We start from the raw sequence: 19,520 nt of genomic DNA on the forward strand, positions 1-19,520 counted from the left end.
AAACAGGCTTCCTTAAACGTCCTTTATTGTAAAGGAAAGAATATAATGAGAAAACACGTATTATTCACATGCGCTATCGGATGTTTTTGCATGGCGACAATGGGTACGTCCGCACAGGAATCACCCCAACAAATGAAAGAGATAATTATAAAAAGTGGAGTAATACACCGCCCACTTCCGTTGGCTGTCTCCCGTTCACTGGAAGAAGCAGGTCTGAAAAAGAAGGTACTCGTTTCTACTCCTCTATGTACCATGGAAAGTCTTAAAGGATGGATCCACCACGGTATCGGAAAGATAGAACGAAGTACAGAAAAAAGCATCACCGGAAACGGAAGTCTGAAGTTGACCGTTCCAACGACTCGTCAGGGGTGGAAGAATTCTGACCATGCTGTCTATGGATACTCCCAAGCTACTTTCGATGTGAAAGGTGCCAATTGGGAGAAATACAATCGTATCTTCTTCTATATCTATCCCGACTGTGAAGGAAGTCGTAACACACACCTGAATCTATATCTGTTCAATGACGGAATATTAAAAATACCCGACGAATACGGGCGGGAAGGTGCTCATGAAATTAATCTTATAAATCGTCAATGGAACAAATGTTATCTCGAAATCAGTGAACTGCCCCGTGATAGAATTACTCGATTGACTTTCGGCTCCACAGCCTTTGGTCGTGACCGAACCACCGGAGAAACGCAAGAATTCTATATTGACGGAATCGAACTTCAACAAATCGATAATCCAGAGATCGTAAGCGGATGGTTGCCGGAAAAGGAACGTATTGTCTACTCTACCAGCGGTTACACAGTCAAAGGGAATAAAATGGCTGTCACGACCCCTCAAACCGATTCTCCCAACAAGCAGTTCCAGCTACTGAATGCCACAAACAAAATACCTGTCTATACAGGAACCATCAGAAACGAGCAAACAGCCATCGGCCTTTTTGGTATTCTCGATTTCTCCGACTTCAACCAATCTGGTAATTACTATCTCCAAACCGACTCATTCACAACTCCTTCTTTCCGTATCGGAGAAAATATATGGGAGAACTCGGTCTGGAAGGCTCTGAACTTTATCTTCTGCGAACGTTGCGGATACCCTGTCCCCGGCAAGCACGATTACTGCCATGCCGATATCTATGCCAAGCACAACGGACGAACTCTTGCTTACAACGGTGGATGGCATGATGCCGGGGATATGTCACAACAAACCATGCAAACAGGGGATGTTATGTTCGCCCTCTTCGAAATGGCCAATAAAACAAAAGAAAAGAACACCCTACTCTATCAACGCCTACTGGAAGAAGCCAAATGGGGACTAGACTTTATCTTAAAATGCCGCTTTGGAGATGGATACCGTGCAAGCAGTGCCGGTATGGCTATATGGACTGATAATATGACAGGCAACGAAGACGACACTCCTGCCCGCGTACACAATAATCCGTTTGACAATTTCCTGTTTTCAGGAATGGAAGCCTACGCCGCTCTCTCTATTGATGATGACCCAGCTTTAAAAGAGTCATTAATCAGCACGGCCAAGGAAGATTTCGAATTTGCCCTGACAACACATAAAGAAATAGGATACGGACATTTCAAAATATTCTGGGAACACAGCTACAACACCTCTGAAAGCCAATATATGGCAACAGCATCATGGGCTGCCAGCCAACTTTACCGACTGACCGAAGAAAAATACTATTCCCGCCATGCCGTTGAATTTGCAGAATATGTTCTCGCCAGCCAACGCACAATCCCCATACAAGACAAAGACCATCTTTCCGGCTTCTTCTACCGCAACCATGAGCAAAAAATAATCACTCATTTCAATCATCAATCACGTGACCAAATCTATATGCAATCGCTTATCGCACTTTGCGAGACACAACCAGAGCATATCTACTATAATAAATGGAAAAAAGCCATTGAACTGTATGCCGGCTACCTGAAAAGCATCACTCGTTACTCACATCCCTATCGAATGATACCCAGCGGTATATATCATATCGGTGAAGCAAAGGATAATACCAGTTTCTATGCCCAACATTTATTTCCGGGCGAGCAGGCTGTGAACGACTACACTCGACAGTTGGAAAATGGTATCCGTCTGGATAAAGAACATTATCTGCGTATCTTCCCCGTTTGGTTTTCTTTCCGGGGAAATACAGCTATCCATCTCGCAACAGGAAAAGCTGCTGCTCTCTGCGGTAATTTTTTGAACGACCGTGAACTAAAAGAGATAGCCGAAGACCAACTAAGATGGACTGTCGGAAAAAATCCGTTCGGACAATCTTTGATGTATGGAGAAGGAGACCGATATGCACAGCAATATGCCGCCTTACCGGGTGAAATGACCGGTGAACTACCGGTAGGCATTCAAACAAAATATAATGAAGACAAACCCTATTGGCCACAATGGAATAATGCCACATATAAAGAAGTATGGGTGACATCAGCAGGCAAATGGTTATCCTTGATAGCAGAATTATAAAACAACCCTCTTAAACTGAATAATAGAATGAAAAAAAATTATTATGTATTTATCACATGGATTACTACTGTAATCCTTTACTGTCTTCCACTCCATACAAATGCCGCAAAAAAGAATGCTCCGGTAGTTGTCGCATACGTCACCTCATGGAGTCATATCCTTCCCGACCCGGAAGTAGTCACGCACATCAACTACGCCTTCGGGCATATCAATGAAAACTTCAACGAGATAGGTATTGCCAACGAAGAACGATTACGAACGATTGTCAAATTGAAAAAAAAGAAACCAACCCTGAAGATACTTCTTTCCATCGGTGGATGGGGCAGCGGACGTTTCAGCGAAATGGCCGCATCAGCCAAACATCGGGCTGAATTTGCGGCAGACTGCAAACGGATAATTCACGAATACAATCTGGATGGTATCGACATCGACTGGGAATACCCTACCAGCAAAGCTGCCGGTATCTCTGCTTCTCCTGAAGACACCTCAAACTACACTCAGATGATGAAAGAAATACGCAAAGCCATTGGAAAGAAGAAACTACTGACACTAGCCTCAGTAGCAAGCGGACAGTACATTGACTTTACCGCAATCAAACCATACATAGACTTTGTCAATATCATGACCTACGACATTGCCAATCCGCCCTACCACCATGCGTCACTGTTTCGTTCCGTTTTTACGCATGGGATATCTTGCGAGGAAGCTGTAGAGGCGCACGTAAGGGCAGGCATACCTATTCATCACCTGGTGCTCGGTATCCCTTTCTATGGTCATGGCAAAGAAAGTATTACCAATTTTATCAATTATAAGGATATTGTTAAACTGATTGATAACGGTATGTACATTAGAAAATGGGACGCACAGGCCAAAGTTCCTTATCTTGTGAATACGGACGGGAAGATGGTATGCACATACGAAGATACCGAATCCATTGACAGGAAATGCCTGTTTATCCGTGAAAAAGGTATGCTGGGCGCAATGTATTGGGATTATGACGGAGACGATGCACAAGGAACACTACGAAAAGCAGTATATAAAGGAGTGAAGAGAAAAAATAAAGGCGGTTTATAATAACCGCCTTCACCTACAATTTTCCCCAACCACCAATAACAGTGTTTATTTCAACTCAAACCTAACAGTTCCCCTTATATCTCTTGACGAACTTCCAAACAATGCTTCAAATTTACCAGGTTCCGCCACCCATTCATGTTTAGTATCATCGAAGAAACTCAATGCTTCCTTGCCGATAGTAAATGCTACTACCTTCTCTTCTCCCGGAGCAAGCCTGATTTTCTTGAAGGCTTTCAGTTCCTTCACCGGACGAAGCAAAGAGGATTTTTTATCACTGATATACAATTGAATAACCTCCTGACCGACATAATTCCCTGTATTTTTCACTGTGACTGTGAAAGTTATTGTATCATTCATTGTTATCACTTTCTTATCAACCGAAGGTACCGAGTAATCGAAACTAGTATAACTCAATCCGTGCCCAAACGGGAATAACGGTTTGATTTTCTCTTTATCCGCCCAGCGATAACCCACAAAAATATCTTCACGATATACTTCATTTATTGTGTCACCTTTCTGAACCGACTTTGCCAGCTCTTCTTTATTTCCGGGATATTCACCCAATTTATGAGCACCAACATCATCCAACTTTACAGGGAAAGTAAATGGTAGTTTACCGGAAGGATTTACATCACCAATTAATATGGACGCAAGCGCCGTTCCGGCTTCCGACCCCAAAAACCAACCTTGCACAATAGCAGGAACTTCATCCGCCCATGGCATAGCAACAGCATTTCCCGAAATATTAACCACTACCAGATTACGATTTACCTTTGCTAACTCGCAGATAACCCGATTTTGTGCGTATGGTAAATCAAAGGAAGCACGATCTGAATCCTCACAATCCTGATGAGCACTCTTATTCAAGCCACCGAAAAAGACCACATAATCAGCATCTTTTGCCACCTGTAAAGCCTCAACCAGCAATTCATCTTCTGCACGTTCTTCTTTCAGGTCCTGACCTGTTTTCACTCCATTATACTCTCCTGTTGAATCACCTACATAGCCACGAGCATACACAATTTCAGCATGAGAACCTACACGCTTTTTTAAGCCATCCAAAGGAGATATCTCATATTTCACTTTCAAAGAAGAACTGCCACCACCTACGGTCATCATCTTTATAGCATTTTCTCCGACAACAACAATCTTTTTTGCTTTTGTCAAATCAATGGGCAATATATTGTTCTTGTTCTGCAACAAGACAATACCTTCTTCTCCTATTTTACGCCCTGCCTGTCTGTGCTCCGGAGAACCCAATGAACCAAACGGCTTATTAGGATCCATTGACGTACGGAATATCAAACGTAGGATATTGCCAACTTTTTCATCCAGTTCCTTGGTACCTACTTCACCGTTCTTTATCATCCGCAGATAAGGAAAAGCCAAATAATAATTATCATAGGCATTACTTGCACCATTAGAAAGTCCGTTCGTCCAGGAACCGAATTCCATATCCAAACCATTCATTATAGCCTGACGAGTGTTGTGCACACCACCCCAATCAGATACAACAACTCCATCAAATCCCCATTCATCACGCAAAATGTCTTTCAGTAGCCGTTTATTCTGACAAGCATGTTCACCTAGATAAAGATTATAGGAGCCCATGATTGCCCAAGCCCGGCCTTCCCGTACAGCAGCTTTAAAAGCGGGTAAGTATATTTCATAAAGAGCGCGGTCACTCAATTGTACATTCGTCGTATGTCGGTTGAATTCCTGATTATTCAGCGCATAATGTTTCACACAAGCTGCAACTCCGTTCAATTGGACTCCTTTAATATAAGGAACTACCATAGTAGCAGACAAGTAGGGATCTTCACCCATGTACTCAAAATTACGACCGTTTAATGGTGTCCGATAGATATTTACACCAGGTCCCAGCAAAATATCTTTTTTCCGGTAACGGGCTTCTTCCCCAATACTTTTCCCATAGAGATACGACATTTCAGGATTCCATGTTGCCGCAAGACAAGTCAGAGCCGGATAAGCAATACAAGAATCGTTCGTCCACCCTGCCTGGTTCCACTCGTCCCACAAAACTTCAGGCCGAATGCCGTGAGGACCGTCGGTAGTCCAGACTTCAGGAATGCCAAGACGAGCAACTCCCGGAGAACTGAACTTTGATTGCGCATGTATCATTGCAATTTTTTCCTCAAGCGTCATGCGGGCCAACGCATCTTGTACCCGTTCTTCAATAGGTTTATTCACATCAAGATAAACTGGAACTTGCGCTGATACAGATAAAACTGTAAGGAAAAAGCAAGCTAATATCAATTCCTTTATTTTCATAACATTACTGTTTTTTGCAGTTTTCAATTATTCATACCTAATGAACAGATATATCCTTCCTGAACTATACAATTCCTGAATTTACATGCATCAATAAAATCCATCATTGCCTTACGGACCATTTCTTGTTCAGGACGTGCATTACGGATCTCTTTATAACTACTACGAGGAGCTTCGGAGAACGTAACAATCTTATCCCAATTTTCCGGTGGAGTAATTCCGACAAATGATGAACCATCCATCTTTTTATAAGGCCAAAAAGTATAACCGATGTTATTTTCTCTCATTACCTGACAGAAAGCAGCCTGCCACTCATCAGTGTTATGACCTATTTCACCCATATACATAGGTAAATTCACACTATCTCTAAAATTTATAATTTTCTGAATAGCCTCTTTTGTCGGTTCTCCACCATAGCGATGGCATGTATACATAATTTTGTCATCAAACGTAGAATCTTTGAATGGCCTGAAATTGCCATTCCATTGCGAACCTCCCAATAAAATAATATGATTCTTGTCAACCTCACGTATTGCAGCCGTTCCTATCTTGTAAATACCTTCAAGTTTACTATTCATTTCCTCCATGTTAGGAAAATACGGGGCGATTGGTTCATTAAAAAGTTCATACCCCAAAATTACAGGTTCGTTCTTATAATAGTCGGCAATACGTCGCCAAATATCACAATATAGCTTTTGGCTGTCTTCACTCTCAAACAGCCATGGATAACCATAACTATCATCAATATTATCACCAGTTTGTCCCCCCGGTGCATCGTGCATATCCAAAATCAAGTATAAGCCTTCTTCACGACACCAGTTTACAACAGAATCTACACGTGCGAACCCATCCTGTGCCACTGTCAGTCCCATATAATCTTCATCCGTAAAAAGCTTGTAATGAAAAGGCAAGCGAATAGTGTTAGCGCCACTTTCCTTAATGAAACGTATATCATCACGTGTAATATAATTATCTTTAAAAGCCTTCCAAAATTCGGCTGTAAAGTCTGCCCCCACCATTTGACAAAACATCTCATTAATAAATCGTCCTGAATTCGTTTTATTAAAGCGAAACATATAACCTTCAGGATTTAGCCAGTTGCCCAGATTTGTTCCTTTGATAAACAATTTACTTCCATCTGGCCGAACCAGATCTTGTCCACTAATCGTAACAAATTTAACAATGTTACCTTCCATTGGCTTCCCTGAAGTACAACTATTCAAAAAGATAATTGTCGGAAGCATAAATAATAAGAGAATGTGTTTCATAAATAACTGCATTATAATAAATAATATATGAGAAGAACGGACATATGTTCCGTCTGCCTAGTCCTGTTAACCTTTATTAGTTAAACAGATTAGAAAGATAGCCATATTGGACAACGTTCTATTAGAAAATTATCCTATCTTTGTGATATGAAGTGCGACAAGAAGTCGTTGCCTGAAAAAGGACGGATGAGCCGATTTAGTTTTATGAGAACTAAATTTTGAATTATCGGAACTGTATGCGGTGAAACTCGCACGTACAGTTCTTAATGGGAAAAGTGGCGGTAACGCCGCCGACCTGCATAACTAATCAAAAATACCATGAAAGAAACTTTGCAAATTCCCATTCCCAAAACACTGGAAGCCCTGATAGGTAAAGAACTATATAATGTATGGTCTTCGCTTTGCCAACTTATTGAACAGAAGTACAATATGGAACAATTATGGAATCATGGCGGAAAAGCATGGAAGTATGAATATAAATATCGCAGAGGTGGAAAAACACTTTGCGCCCTATGCGCCAAAGAACAGGCCATCGGTTTTTTGGTCATTTTAGGCAAAGACGAACGTACAAAATTTGAATTACAGCGAGAGGCTTTTTCCAATGAAACACTTAAGATATATGATGAAACGATCACTTTTCATGATGGGAAGTGGCTTATGTTCGAACTAAAAGACACTAGCTTATTTAATGACATGGAACGGCTTCTATCCATCAAACGAAAACCCAATCGATGATTGAATCAGAAATAAACAAGAGGTATTGTCAAAGTTGCGGGATGCCTCTCCACTTTGATGTAGAGAAATATATGTAAGATTACACTAAGATATTATTGTGTAAGAAAAATGACAAACTGGAAAATAAATTGCATAAACAAATGCAATTATATCCAGAAAATTCACACTTGCAAATACTATGGTTTTTCTAACCTTCTCCTAATGCGGATCACATTTATTGCCCTCTCGACAGTTTAAATATTCCATTCTTCAGGTTACCCTGTAAAAGATTTGCGGATAGTATCTTTATCCCACACAATCCATCCAATCCAGAAACCGGGACAGAATATTTTCGAGAAGCTACCCGTATACAGAATACTTCTAGCCTTATCAATATCTATTGGAGAAAGAAGAGAACAGATACACTTTTTTATATATTGACAGATACAGATAAGGGAGTTTTCAAAGGATAGCTATATAAAGTTAATCTCCCATATTACTTATTTCGTCATGAGAAATCAGGGCGTTCGTCGAATAATCCTATACAGAACCCTGTTTAAACTTACCTTTGCACAGAAAACAAAAGTAATCGATAGTAACTATGGAAGAGCAAATACTAATTTTTCGCACCTCGGTAAAAAATGTACGGGATATCAAATATATCGCAGCGCTTTTCACCCTATGTCCCCAAATCTACAAATGGAATGTAGATATGGAGGATTGGGAAAAAGTATTGAGAATAGAATGTCAGGGGATCACCCCGACTGAAATATTAAAGGCATTACGCGCCATCAACATTTATGCACAGGAACTGGAATGAAGCAAAGAGAAAACCATAAACTAATAGCGAGGTAAATCCTTTACCTCTTCATAATATTTTTCCACTCCAATCTCTTGCATCCGTCTGTTGATAGCTACAAATCTCTTGTATAAATGCTCATCAAACCCTGTATTCTCACAAGGGAAGCAACTACACTGGAAGCAATAATCCACTTGCTTCTCCTCGCTGCATGCACGAACATTACAGGTTTTGAACAACTTGCATTTTTCTTTCCTGCATCCTTGGCAAGTTGCCACGGATAAATGGTCCAAAAACTCTTTAAAATCCCCATACTTTGCAAAGACAGGCTCATCAAGCATCTCTACGAAACGTTGCGCATACACATCAAAATTACCTAACGACTTCTTGAGTTGACCACTGTAGTAAGAAATATCTCCATCGGCAAAAGCAAAGCACTTTCCACAGTGCAGCCCACAAGGAGCAATACGCCCCTTAATAAATTCATGATTTATCTTTTCCATTGTCATTCCTCAATCATTAGTTCCATCTGTATATCTCCCCGCTCATAAGTCGTATGATATTCGGGAAGTTCCTTGAAGCCCAATTTATGATAGATGTGAATAGCAGGTTTCAAACGTGTATTGCTCTCTATAAAGATTCTTTTACCACCAAGCTCCTTCGCCTTATTGACAACGGCTTCGCAAAGTAGTACTCCGATACCTTTGCCCTGAACCTTAGGGCTGACAGCCAGTTTGGCCAACTCATAATCATAAAGAGGATGATCCATCTTACACAAAGCGCATACACCGACAGGCTCATCTTTATAAAGAGCCACTAGAATAGCTCCTCCCTTATCCAAAATATATTCTTGCGGATGGTCCAATGCTTTGTAATCGGCCTCTTCCATCCGAAAATAAGCAGTTATCCACTCTTCGTTAAGAGTCCGGAAAGCAGATTGATAACAAGGTTCATAAGGGACTATTTTTATATCTTTACTCTCGCGTTCTTTTTTTGCTTCCTTCACCCGTTCCAACAAGGACTTAGCCTGCAAAAGATTCTCCCATTCTTCGATAGCTTTCCAAAGGTCATTCCGGGTTTGCTGTGTGATTTGCTCAATAGCTGCGGTAACATCTATGCACTGCTCCGCAAAAGAGTCGGACATTCTTTTTCCTTTGGCAGACAACATGACCATATTTCTTCTCCCGTCAGATTTGTCCTTTATCTCCTTCACCAATCCTTTAACTACCATTTCTTTAATAATATTGCTCACTGAAGGATGAGAATGACCAATCTCTTTAGCGATAGACGTAATGTTTTTTGCCTCCCCACGCGATAATACAAAAAACACAGGAAACCACTTAGGTTTGAGATCTACTCCAAACATTTTATAGATTGCGGCTGCATCCACTGTTATTTTATCGGTCAACATACGTAATCTGCTACCGATGGCTAACTTGCCTGTCTGATTAAAAAAGTCCATGTTTTCACTAATTGCGTTACTAAATACGTAATTGATTACGCAATCATATCAGTTTTTCATAATATGCACAAATATTTTCCGCAAAATATGTAATCAGTTACATAATTAGTTCTATTTATGGTTTAATAACAAGAAATTCAGTTCACAGGCAGAGAATTTTCCCGAATCCTTCCCAATATTTTGGGAAACTGCCAAAAGAACAACAAAGTACAGCAAATTGCCGCAGTGGCATCAGATATTGCTTCGGCTGCATATACACCAGTTACTCCCATATAATGTGGTAGTACCAATGCCAATGGAATCAGTAGAATCACTTTACGCAACAAAGCAATAAAAATAGATATTTTTGCTTGTCCCAAGGCTACAAACATATTTTGGCAGGCTCGCTGTAATCCGAAAATAGTCATACCGCCCAAGAAAACAGGCATTGTCCAGCGGACTGTTTCTATCAGTCTTTCATCACTTGTAAAAGCAGATGCAACAATCGTAGGAAACAAGATCATAAGCAGCATCAATACCAGATTAAATGAAAACATAGTTATCATCACAATACGAAAACAGTCTTTCACACGTTGTTTATCACCATGACCATAATTATAACTGATAATCGGAACAAATCCCAGCGCAAAACCGGTTAACGGAACACTTGCAAACTGCATCGCACTTTGCAAGATAGTCAATGCGCTGACATAAATATCTCCAAAATTTTTCAGACTGCTATTCAATACAAAACCAACCAGGCTCTCCGTACTTGCCATTATAAATGGAGATACTCCCAAAGCTAACATGGCAAATACAATCTTCCGGTTCAACCGCATATTGCGCTTTTCCAAAGGTAAGGAAGCACGATGGGAAAAGAGAAAACTCAATACCCATGCCGCACTACATGCTTGAGACAATACAGTAGCCAAAGCTGCTCCTTTCACTCCCATATCAAACCCAAAAATAAAAATAGGATCAAGAATAATATTCAATAAGGCACCGATCAAGACGGAATACATTGCAATGGCCGGCCGTCCCTGTGCATTAATGAAGCTATTCAGTCCTGTAGATATTTCAACGAAAACGGTTCCTAATAAATAGATGGAAAGGTAATCAACCGCATATTCCAACGTATTTTCCGAAGCACCCGTAAAAAGCAAAATCGGTTCCATAAAGGTATATGCGATGAACGAAGTGAACAAGGTGAATAGTATTAATAAGACAAAACCATTCCCCAAAATTTTTCCGGCACGCAGACGATCGCCCTGTCCCAATGCCATGGCTGCCAATGGCGCGCCCCCTCCTCCTACAATCGCCGAGAAAGAAGAAATCAGTATAACAAGAGAGGTCGTCACTCCTACCCCAGCCAACGCATCAGTACCAATACCCGGAATATGTCCGATATAGATACGGTCGACCATGCTATACAGCAAATTGACGAATTGGGCTATTACTGCGGGAAGCGCCATTTTAAAAACGAGCGGCAACATACGCTCTGTACCTAGCCGTGCTTCATACTTATTTATCATTCCAAACTTCTTTTTCTAAAATCAGCTGCAAAGTTATAAGAAAAACAGGCTCCCGATTTAAAACCGTTGGATAAAATAAATAGAATAGATACCTTTTATCCACCCGGGATAACTAATCGTACCTGCCAGATAATCATTCAGTTCATCATACAGCTTTTCCAATTCATTTATATCAGCAGAAGTTCCGGGTTCTATTATAAATTTCATATATGCATTGTTTATCTTTTCATCAGTTCTTCTATCTTTCCACCTGTAATATCAGGTATACATTCGGAGATCTTTTCGACACTCCAATCCCACCATTGCAATTCTTGCAATCGGACAATCGTTTGCTCATCAAAACGTTTCCGAATCTCCCTGGCTGGCGTTCCGCCTACTATTGTATAAGGAGGAACATCTTTAGTAACCACTGCCCGCGACGCAATGACTGCTCCATTCCCGATGTGTACTCCTGCCATGATAACAGCTTCATATCCAATCCATACATCATTACCTATTACTATATCCCCTTTATTATCCCAGGCAGAAGTAACGTCTCCCTTATCTAAATTCCATTCCTCAAAAAAGATAGGAAACGTATAATTGGATAAAGAATTCAATGTGTGGTTTGCACTATTGAAAAGAAACTTAGCTCCACAGGCTATGGAGCAGAATTTTCCTATTATCAAGCGGTCTTTATTAATCGGATAATGATATAAGACATTGTTCTTCTCAAAAAGAACCGGATCATTTACAAAGTCATTGTATATTGTATAATCACCTACGATAATAGCAGGATTCTTAATCACCGTATTCAGGTAAATAGTCTGAAAATCATTGGAACGAGGATATATGTTCGAATTCATTGTGTGTTAGGGGAAACAGGATTTATATTACATAGCAAATATACAAGATAAATTTCAGACTATCACACAAAGGACTAAATATGTATCCCATATTGATGCTTCACTTCCGCCATCACAAATGTACTTTCCAGTGATCCCAAGCTATCAATCGTCCCCAACACATTCAGAATAAACTCCTGATAGTATTTCATGTTGGGAGCGTGAATCTTCAACAGATAATCATAACTTCCTGATATGTTATAACATTCGGTGACTTCAGGAATGTCCTGTATGATCCGTGTAAACTCTGCCGCTATATCCCTGTTCAAGCGTCTAAGCTTCACACTGCAGAACACGACGAATCCTTGATTCAGTTTCTCCGCATCCAATACGGCAATATACTTCTTTATATAACCTCCACTCTCCAACCGTTTAAGACGTTCAAAAACAGGAGTTGAAGAAAGACTCACCCGCGCAGCCAACTCTTTCGTTGTCAATCGGGCATTCTCTTGCAAAGTACGGAGTATTTGCAAATCTACTTTATCCAGCTTATCAAAAGTATCCATAAGAAAAATATTCTTCTAAAAGGTGATTTTCAGGAATAACGCAGTTGCATTATTCTATATGACGCCACAAAAATAGCATTATTTTCTATATTTCATCTATATCTTGTTCGATATATCTGCACCTCATAACTTTGCAAGAAAATAAAGGAAGAATATAAACTTAAAAAATATACGATTATGGCAACAAAGAAATTACACTTCGAGACTTTACAGGTTCATGTGGGACAAGAACAAGCAGACCCGGCAACAGATGCCCGCGCAGTACCCATTTACCAGACCACTTCTTATGTATTTCACAACTCCGCCCATGCAGCCGCACGTTTTGGTCTGCAGGACCCGGGAAACATCTATGGCCGTCTGACCAACTCCACGCAAGGAGTTTTTGAACAACGTGTAGCCGCCCTTGAAGGAGGAGTAGCAGGACTGGCAGTGGCTTCAGGAGCTGCCGCTATCACTTATGCTTTCGAGAATATCACTCGCGCAGGCGATCATATTGTGGCAGCCAAAACCATTTACGGAGGAAGTTACAACCTACTGGCACATACCTTGCCCAGCTATGGTATCACAACAACATTCGTTGATCCAAGCGATTTGTCGAACTTTGAAAAAGCTATTCAGGAAAATACGAAAGCCGTATTTATCGAAACCTTGGGAAATCCGAATTCTAATATCATTGATATAGAAGCAGTGGCAGAAATAGCCCACCGCCACAAAATACCTTTGATTATTGACAACACATTCGGAACTCCGTATTTAATCCGCCCTATCGAACACGGAGCAGATATCGTAGTACATTCCGCAACAAAGTTCATTGGCGGACACGGTTCTTCATTGGGAGGAGTCATTGTGGATTCAGGCAAATTCGACTGGGTAGCTTCCGGCAAATTCCCACAGCTGACCGAACCCGATCCATGCTATCATGGCGTACGCTTTGTCAACGCAGCCGGTCCGGCTGCCTATGCAATCCGTATCCGTGCCATTTTGCTGCGCGATACAGGAGCTACCATCAGCCCATTCAACGCTTTTATCCTGCTGCAAGGTCTGGAAACTCTTTCCTTGCGTGTAGAGCGTCATGTGGAAAATGCATTGAAGGTAGTGAATTTCTTAAACAATCACCCGAAAGTAAAGAAAGTGAATCACCCGTCATTATCCAACCATCCTGACCATGCACTGTATCAACGTTATTTTCCGAACGGTGCCGGTTCTATCTTCACTTTCGAGGTAAAAGGCGGACAAGAAGAGGCACACCGTTTCATCGACAGTCTGGAGATTTTCTCCCTGCTTGCCAATGTGGCTGACGTGAAATCATTGGTGATCCACCCGGCGAGCACCACCCATTCACAACTCAATGCCCAGGAGCTAGCCGAACAGGAAATTTATCCGGGCACCGTACGCCTATCCATCGGAACAGAACATATTGATGACCTGATTGCGGATTTGGATCAGGCACTTGCCAAAATCTAACATTCAATCATTGAACTTTCCATGACTGCGAGATGTTATACCTACATAACATTAAAAACATTGCAGTCATGGAAAAATATTTAATACACAGCAACGAACTGCATCTGATAGACGCAGAGAAAATCCATCAAGCCGTAGAAAAGATGGTGGAATCACTCGATTTAGCCGCAGGCTCAACCACAAATTTCGATCTCTATCAGGTTGTGGAAAACTACTTTAAAGATCTAGAGAAAAGGAGAAAGATCAATCATGTACTGGGAATTAAAGAAGATAGATATGAACTAGCCGAAGATTTCGGCATTAAATAAAAGAAAGAAATTTATTCAATCACACCAGACAAGTTTTCCAAAAACGAGGGAGTTCCACTTAATGTGAAACTCCCACGTTTTTTTTGAATAATCAGCGTATAATAATTAATTTCCCTGATGTACTGTAAGTTGTGGGAAAGGGAAGTTGATACCTTTTTCATTGAAGGTTTCGTAAATCGCTTTATTTATATCGAAATAAACACCCCAGTAATCTCCGCTATTTACCCATACACGTGCCACTACATTCACACTGCTGGCGTCCAACGCATGAAGAGCCACAAAGGGAGCCGGTTCATTCAGGATGCGTTTATCAGCAGCAAGAATTTCATAAACGATTTTCTGCACTTTCTCATAATCTTCTCCATAATCTATACCAACAATCCATTCCACACGGCGGGTTTCCTGATGGCTGTAATTGGTCACTACTCCACTACTCAATGAACCATTGGGAATATAGATCAGTTTGTTGTCCGCGGTAGTAAGGATGGTATGGAATATCTGAATTTCTTTTACCGTACCGGATGATCCCTGCTGTGTTTCTATCCAGTCGCCAACTTTATAAGGTTTGAATAAAAGAATAACCAGTCCGCCGGCAAAGTTCTGCAGATTGCCGGATAAAGCCATACCGACAGCTACACCGGCAGAAGCCAATAAAGCTGCGAACGAAGTGGTTTCAACCCCCAGAGCGCCAACGACAGAAATGATTAACAGAATCGTCAACAGAATATTGACCAGACTTTTAACGAAAGTTTTGATACTTACATCCACTTTTCGTTTATCCATCAGGCGTCTGATAAACTTGTTGAGCATCGAGATGAGGAAACGTCCGACGACAAAGACAAGAACCGCAATCAATATACGTTCTCCGGCACGAATACCGAAATCTATCAGTTGTTGAGTAATCAGCGAAAGTTTATCCAAGCCGTCGGCATTGGCAATCGCTTGTTCCATCAAATTATCTGCGGCCACTTGCACAGAATCCGCAGCTTGTGTTGCTTGCAATAATAGTAGCATAATTAAATTATATATTAAATGAATAAATGCAGTTTTGTTATTTCAACAATTTACAAAGTTATATTGTTTTTAGTGAATCTAAAAGTTTTTTTTTGCTTTCCTCCTGCAAAAGCCGTATTTTTGTAACCGATTCACTGGTAGGGGTGCCTTAACATGACGGGCTGAGAACATACCCATAGAATCTGATCCGGGTAATGCCGGCGTAGAGAACTAATTAGTAAGCAAAATGAAAAAAATTGTATGGATGGCCGTCGCCTTATCGGGCGTAGGCATCACTGTTCATGCACAGACGAGTGCAAAGGATAGTATGAGAGTAGTAAACCTGCAAGAAGTGCAGGTAGTATCCACGCGTGCCACCTCCAAAACTCCCGTGGCATTCACCAATATAGGCAAAGCGGAATTGAAGAAGGTTAACTTCGGACAGGATATCCCTTATCTGTTAAGCATGACTCCTTCTACGTTGACCACATCGGATGCTGGAGCAGGTATCGGCTACACGACCCTTCGCGTGCGCGGAACCGACGGCACACGCATCAACATCACAGTGAACGGCATACCGATGAACGATGCCGAAAGCCATAATCTGTTCTGGGTAAATATGCCCGACTTTTCTTCTTCCGTAAAAGATATGCAAGTGCAACGCGGCGCAGGTACGTCTACCAACGGGGCAGGCGCCTTCGGAGCCAGCGTTAATATGCAAACTGAAGGTGCATCCATGAAGCCGTATGCCGAATTCAACGGTTCATACGGTTCATTCAACACGCACAAAGAAACGGTGAAAGTGGGAACCGGTCTGCTCAATAATCATTGGACGTTTGACGCCCGTCTTTCCAATATCGGTACGGACGGATACATAGACCGTGCTTCGGTAGACTTGAATTCTTACTACCTGCAAGGAGGTTATTTTGCAGAAAATACATCTGTGAAGCTGATTGCATTCGCCGGAAAAGAAAAGACATATCACGCCTGGGGATACGCAACCAAAAAGGAAATGGAGGATTTCGGCAGACGCTACAACCCCTGCGGCGAGATGTACACCGACGCCAACGGCAACAAGCATTTTTATGACGACCAAACGGACAATTATCTGCAAAAGAATTATCAGCTTCTCTTCAATCATACTTTCTCAACAGCCTGGAACTTGAACGTTGCCTTGCATTATACCAAAGGCGATGGCTATTACGAAGAGTACAAAGACGGCAGATCCCTCATAGAATATGGTCTGAAGCCATTCACAATAGATGGGACCGAAATAGCCAAAAGTGATTTAGTCCGTCAGAAGAAGATGGACAACAAATTCGGCGGTGGCGTTTTTTCTCTCAATTATACGGCCAACAGGCTGAATGCGTCTCTGGGAGGTGGTTTGAATCAATACCGGGGCAATAACTTCGGAAGGGTTCCCTGGGTGAAGAATTATGTGGGCACTCTATCTCCCGATCATGAATATTACCGCAATAAATCCAAAAAGACCGATGGCAATATTTATCTGAAAGCAAACTACGATCTTACCAGAGGACTAAGCGCGTATGCCGATCTTCAGTATCGACACATCGACTATACCATCGACGGCAACAATGATAAATATGACTGGAGCAAGAATGCTCTGCGTCCACTGGCAGTAGACAAGAAGTTCGATTTCTTTAACCCGAAAGTCGGATTAAACTGGAATATCACGTCCAACCATCGCGTTTATGCCTCTTTCTCGGTAGCTCAAAAAGAACCGACAAGGAACAATTATACGGATGGCGATCCGGATTCGTATCCAAAAGCAGAAAAACTGCTCGACTATGAAGCGGGATATACTTTCGCCAATCAATGGTTGACGGCAGGCGCAAACTTCTACTACATGGATTATACCGACCAACTGGTTCTGACCGGAGCTTTAAATGACATCGGTGAAGCACTGACCGAAAACGTACCGGACAGTTATCGTATGGGAGTCGAGCTAATGCTGGGAATCAAACCGTGTAAATGGTTTCAATGGGACATAAACGCTACATGGAGCAAAAACCGCATTCAGGATTTTGTAGAAAGCCTGCCGGGTTACCATTATAATGCAGATGGTAGTTCTACTTCCCTCCCGACTGTTCAGATCAAGCATAAAGACACTCACATCGCTTTCTCACCCGACTTCCTATTTAATAACCGTTTCTCATTCATTTATAAGGGATTCGAGGCAGCTCTGCAATCGCAATTCGTAAGCAAACAGTATATGACAAATGCAGAAGTAGAAGAATTGACTCTTGATAAATATTTTGTCAGTAACCTCAATCTGGCGTACTCTTTCCGCCCCAAGAAGGTATTGAAAGAAGTCACGGTAGGGTTTACTGTATATAATCTGTTTAATGAAAAATATGAAAACAACGGTTGGGCCTCGAGCGACTACACCGATACGGTGGAGAATCGGGGAAACTATGCCGGATATGCAGCGCAGGCAGGAACAAACGTCATGGGACATGTTTCTTTCCGCTTTTAATACTACAGAATTATGGAATTGAATTTTCTGGAAATATTCGGTACGATTGTCGGGCTAGTCTACCTTTGGTTGGAGTACCGGGCAAGTATCTATCTTTGGATAGCAGGTATCGTGATGCCTGCCATCTATATCTTCGTATATTATAAAGCAGGACTGTATGCCGATTTCGGTATCAATATCTACTATCTGATAGCTGCCATCTACGGTTGGTTCTTTTGGATGTGGGGAGGGAGGGAACCCAAAAATCTTCCTATCGTACATACTCCGTGGAAATGTTACTTACCTCTTTTGCTGGTATTTATTGCCACATTTATCGGCATTGCATGGATACTGATCGAATATACGGACAGCAACGTGCCCTGGCTGGATAGTTTTACTACGGCATTGAGCATTGTCGGCATGTGGATGCTGGCACGCAAATATATCGAGCAATGGTTTGCCTGGATTCTTGTGGATATTGTCTGCTGCGGACTTTATATCTACAAAGACCTTTATTTTACTTCTGCTTTATACGGACTTTACTCCATTATAGCTATCTTTGGCTACTTTAAATGGAAAAAATTAATGAATATACAATGATAAGCGAACACTATACTCCCGAAGCCGTCATACTTGCCAACGGCGAATATCCTACGCATGCGCTTCCCCTGAAAATGCTGGAAGAGGCTCAATTCGTGATTTGTTGCGATGGAGCAGCCAACGAGTATATTTCCCGCGGACATACCCCGGATGTGATTATCGGTGACGGAGATTCTCTTTCTTCGGAATATAAACAACGATTCTCCTCTATCATTCACCAAATTGCCGACCAGGAAACGAATGACCAGACCAAGGCTGTCCACTTCCTGCAAGAAAAAGGCTACCGGAGAATAGCCATTGTAGGAGCCACCGGAAAACGGGAAGATCATACTCTCGGAAATATCAGTCTGTTACTGGACTATATGAAAAACGGCATGAAGGTACGGACGATCACCGATTACGGAGTATTCATTCCCGCAAGCGACACACAGACTTTCGCCTCTCATCCCGGCCAGCAAATATCTATCATCAATTTCGGCGCTAAAGGATTGCAGGGTGAAGGACTGGTTTACCCGCTTAGTGACTTCACTAACTGGTGGCAAGGAACACTTAACGAAGCAACCTCTGATAAGTTTACTATCCATTGCACGGGAGAGTATTTAGTATTCCTGACTTCCATATAAGCCATATAAAACGTTTAAAAGATAACTTGACAAGATGAAAAAACAAGAGAGTGAAA

General features: G+C 41.6%; 17 protein-coding genes, 2 pseudogenes and 1 riboswitch. Of the genes and pseudogenes, 10 read left to right on the forward strand and 9 right to left on the reverse strand.

The features are described 5' to 3' along the window. Positions 1-45: 45 nt before the first annotated feature. Both I2I04_RS06820 and I2I04_RS06825 read left to right on the forward strand, forming a co-directional pair. A complete protein-coding gene (locus tag I2I04_RS06820; RefSeq protein WP_143259984.1) occupies positions 46-2,490 on the forward strand; it encodes a glycoside hydrolase family 9 protein in 2,445 nt (814 codons plus the stop codon). A gap of 27 nt (positions 2,491-2,517) precedes the next feature. Further along, positions 2,518-3,564, forward strand: coding sequence for a glycoside hydrolase family 18 protein (locus I2I04_RS06825; protein WP_143259985.1), 1,047 nt, complete (start codon positions 2,518-2,520; stop codon positions 3,562-3,564). Positions 3,565-3,609: 45 nt separating this feature from the next. On the opposite strand, the gene I2I04_RS06830 is transcribed toward I2I04_RS06825, so the two are convergent. Then, entirely contained in the window at positions 3,610-5,856 is a 2,247-nt protein-coding gene (locus I2I04_RS06830; protein WP_143259986.1) for a glycoside hydrolase family 3 C-terminal domain-containing protein, read from the reverse strand. A 23-nt stretch (positions 5,857-5,879) separates the two neighbouring features. Beyond that, positions 5,880-7,124 (reverse strand): glycoside hydrolase family 5 protein, encoded by a 1,245-nt coding sequence (locus tag I2I04_RS06835; RefSeq protein WP_143259987.1) that lies wholly within the window; start codon positions 7,122-7,124, stop codon positions 5,880-5,882. Between the two features lie 318 nt (positions 7,125-7,442). Between I2I04_RS06835 and I2I04_RS06840 the strand changes: the two genes are divergently transcribed. The 3 genes and pseudogenes from I2I04_RS06840 (at position 7,443) to I2I04_RS06845 (ending at position 8,658) form a co-directional block, all read left to right on the forward strand. After that, complete coding sequence (locus tag I2I04_RS06840; RefSeq protein WP_143259988.1) at positions 7,443-7,859, forward strand: DUF3788 domain-containing protein; 417 nt, start codon at positions 7,443-7,445, stop codon at positions 7,857-7,859. Next, positions 7,856-7,933 (forward strand): annotated as a pseudogene (locus I2I04_RS23640) (4-Cys prefix domain-containing protein); the annotation flags it as partial. The gene I2I04_RS06840 and the pseudogene I2I04_RS23640, both read left to right, overlap by 4 nt. A 506-nt stretch (positions 7,934-8,439) precedes the next feature. Further along, positions 8,440-8,658: a hypothetical protein gene (locus I2I04_RS06845; protein WP_143259989.1), complete on the forward strand. Its 219-nt coding sequence runs from the start codon at positions 8,440-8,442 to the stop codon at positions 8,656-8,658. A 20-nt stretch (positions 8,659-8,678) separates the two neighbouring features. Here the strand turns inward: I2I04_RS06845 and I2I04_RS06850 are convergent, their stop codons facing one another. From I2I04_RS06850 to I2I04_RS06875, 6 genes and pseudogenes are all read right to left on the reverse strand, one after another. Continuing rightward, complete coding sequence (locus I2I04_RS06850; RefSeq protein WP_195654647.1) at positions 8,679-9,140, reverse strand: DUF3795 domain-containing protein; 462 nt, start codon at positions 9,138-9,140, stop codon at positions 8,679-8,681. Positions 9,141-9,142: 2 nt separating this feature from the next. Further along, a complete protein-coding gene (locus tag I2I04_RS06855) occupies positions 9,143-10,099 on the reverse strand; it encodes a GNAT family N-acetyltransferase (protein ID WP_143259991.1) in 957 nt (318 codons plus the stop codon). 137 nt (positions 10,100-10,236) lie between these two features. Further along, the gene (locus I2I04_RS06860) at positions 10,237-11,610 is read right to left on the reverse strand and encodes an MATE family efflux transporter (RefSeq protein ID WP_143259992.1); all 1,374 of its coding nucleotides are present in this window, start codon (positions 11,608-11,610) and stop codon (positions 10,237-10,239) included. Positions 11,611-11,688: 78 nt separating this feature from the next. Next, positions 11,689-11,817, reverse strand: a pseudogene (locus I2I04_RS06865) (GNAT family N-acetyltransferase); the annotation flags it as partial. A gap of 11 nt (positions 11,818-11,828) precedes the next feature. After that, a complete protein-coding gene (locus tag I2I04_RS06870; RefSeq protein WP_195654648.1) occupies positions 11,829-12,455 on the reverse strand; it encodes a CatB-related O-acetyltransferase in 627 nt (208 codons plus the stop codon). 74 nt (positions 12,456-12,529) lie between these two features. Beyond that, entirely contained in the window at positions 12,530-13,000 is a 471-nt protein-coding gene (locus I2I04_RS06875; RefSeq protein WP_118220020.1) for an Lrp/AsnC family transcriptional regulator, read from the reverse strand. Positions 13,001-13,177: 177 nt separating this feature from the next. On the opposite strand from I2I04_RS06875, the gene I2I04_RS06880 reads away from it, so the two are divergent. Continuing rightward, positions 13,178-14,464, forward strand: a complete 1,287-nt coding sequence (locus tag I2I04_RS06880; protein ID WP_195654649.1) for an O-acetylhomoserine aminocarboxypropyltransferase/cysteine synthase family protein — start codon at positions 13,178-13,180, stop codon at positions 14,462-14,464. 68 nt (positions 14,465-14,532) lie between these two features. Further along, positions 14,533-14,772, forward strand: a complete 240-nt coding sequence (locus I2I04_RS06885; RefSeq protein WP_004306417.1) for a hypothetical protein — start codon at positions 14,533-14,535, stop codon at positions 14,770-14,772. A gap of 105 nt (positions 14,773-14,877) precedes the next feature. Here I2I04_RS06885 and I2I04_RS06890 read toward each other — a convergent pair whose 3' ends face one another. Further along, a complete protein-coding gene (locus I2I04_RS06890) occupies positions 14,878-15,786 on the reverse strand; it encodes a mechanosensitive ion channel family protein (RefSeq protein WP_143259995.1) in 909 nt (302 codons plus the stop codon). A gap of 129 nt (positions 15,787-15,915) precedes the next feature. Further along, positions 15,916-16,012: riboswitch (TPP riboswitch) on the forward strand. Between I2I04_RS06890 and I2I04_RS06895 the strand changes: the two genes are divergently transcribed. The 3 genes from I2I04_RS06895 to I2I04_RS06905 are packed head-to-tail and all read left to right on the forward strand — an operon-like array spanning position 16,013 to position 19,464. Then, positions 16,013-18,262, forward strand: a complete 2,250-nt coding sequence (locus I2I04_RS06895; protein ID WP_143259996.1) for a TonB-dependent receptor — start codon at positions 16,013-16,015, stop codon at positions 18,260-18,262. Positions 18,263-18,274: 12 nt separating this feature from the next. Beyond that, positions 18,275-18,841: a nicotinamide riboside transporter PnuC gene (gene pnuC / locus I2I04_RS06900; protein ID WP_195472598.1), complete on the forward strand. Its 567-nt coding sequence runs from the start codon at positions 18,275-18,277 to the stop codon at positions 18,839-18,841. Next, entirely contained in the window at positions 18,838-19,464 is a 627-nt protein-coding gene (locus I2I04_RS06905; protein ID WP_195654683.1) for a thiamine diphosphokinase, read from the forward strand. The genes pnuC and I2I04_RS06905 overlap by 4 nt, the downstream gene beginning before the upstream one ends. Positions 19,465-19,520: the final 56 nt, after the last annotated feature.

The sequence above is a fragment of the Bacteroides sp. 1001136B_160425_E2 genome (assembly GCF_015559655.1).
Lineage (GTDB): Bacteria > Bacteroidota > Bacteroidia > Bacteroidales > Bacteroidaceae > Bacteroides > Bacteroides luhongzhouii.

Excerpts from the sequence above, each read along its gene's own strand:
- I2I04_RS06820 (WP_143259984.1), top strand. The coding sequence starts at position 46 with ATGAGAAAACACGTATTATTCACATGCGCTATCGGATGTTTTTGCATG.
- I2I04_RS06825 (WP_143259985.1), top strand. The coding sequence starts at position 2,518 with ATGAAAAAAAATTATTATGTATTTATCACATGGATTACTACTGTAATC.
- I2I04_RS06830 (WP_143259986.1), bottom strand. The coding sequence starts at position 5,856 with ATGAAAATAAAGGAATTGATATTAGCTTGCTTTTTCCTTACAGTTTTA.
- I2I04_RS06835 (WP_143259987.1), bottom strand. The coding sequence starts at position 7,124 with ATGAAACACATTCTCTTATTATTTATGCTTCCGACAATTATCTTTTTG.
- I2I04_RS06840 (WP_143259988.1), top strand. The coding sequence starts at position 7,443 with ATGAAAGAAACTTTGCAAATTCCCATTCCCAAAACACTGGAAGCCCTG.
- I2I04_RS06845 (WP_143259989.1), top strand. The coding sequence starts at position 8,440 with ATGGAAGAGCAAATACTAATTTTTCGCACCTCGGTAAAAAATGTACGG.
- I2I04_RS06850 (WP_195654647.1), bottom strand. The coding sequence starts at position 9,140 with ATGGAAAAGATAAATCATGAATTTATTAAGGGGCGTATTGCTCCTTGT.
- I2I04_RS06855 (WP_143259991.1), bottom strand. The coding sequence starts at position 10,099 with ATGGACTTTTTTAATCAGACAGGCAAGTTAGCCATCGGTAGCAGATTA.
- I2I04_RS06860 (WP_143259992.1), bottom strand. The coding sequence starts at position 11,610 with ATGATAAATAAGTATGAAGCACGGCTAGGTACAGAGCGTATGTTGCCG.
- I2I04_RS06870 (WP_195654648.1), bottom strand. The coding sequence starts at position 12,455 with ATGAATTCGAACATATATCCTCGTTCCAATGATTTTCAGACTATTTAC.
- I2I04_RS06875 (WP_118220020.1), bottom strand. The coding sequence starts at position 13,000 with ATGGATACTTTTGATAAGCTGGATAAAGTAGATTTGCAAATACTCCGT.
- I2I04_RS06880 (WP_195654649.1), top strand. The coding sequence starts at position 13,178 with ATGGCAACAAAGAAATTACACTTCGAGACTTTACAGGTTCATGTGGGA.
- I2I04_RS06885 (WP_004306417.1), top strand. The coding sequence starts at position 14,533 with ATGGAAAAATATTTAATACACAGCAACGAACTGCATCTGATAGACGCA.
- I2I04_RS06890 (WP_143259995.1), bottom strand. The coding sequence starts at position 15,786 with ATGCTACTATTATTGCAAGCAACACAAGCTGCGGATTCTGTGCAAGTG.
- I2I04_RS06895 (WP_143259996.1), top strand. The coding sequence starts at position 16,013 with ATGAAAAAAATTGTATGGATGGCCGTCGCCTTATCGGGCGTAGGCATC.
- pnuC (WP_195472598.1), top strand. The coding sequence starts at position 18,275 with ATGGAATTGAATTTTCTGGAAATATTCGGTACGATTGTCGGGCTAGTC.
- I2I04_RS06905 (WP_195654683.1), top strand. The coding sequence starts at position 18,838 with ATGATAAGCGAACACTATACTCCCGAAGCCGTCATACTTGCCAACGGC.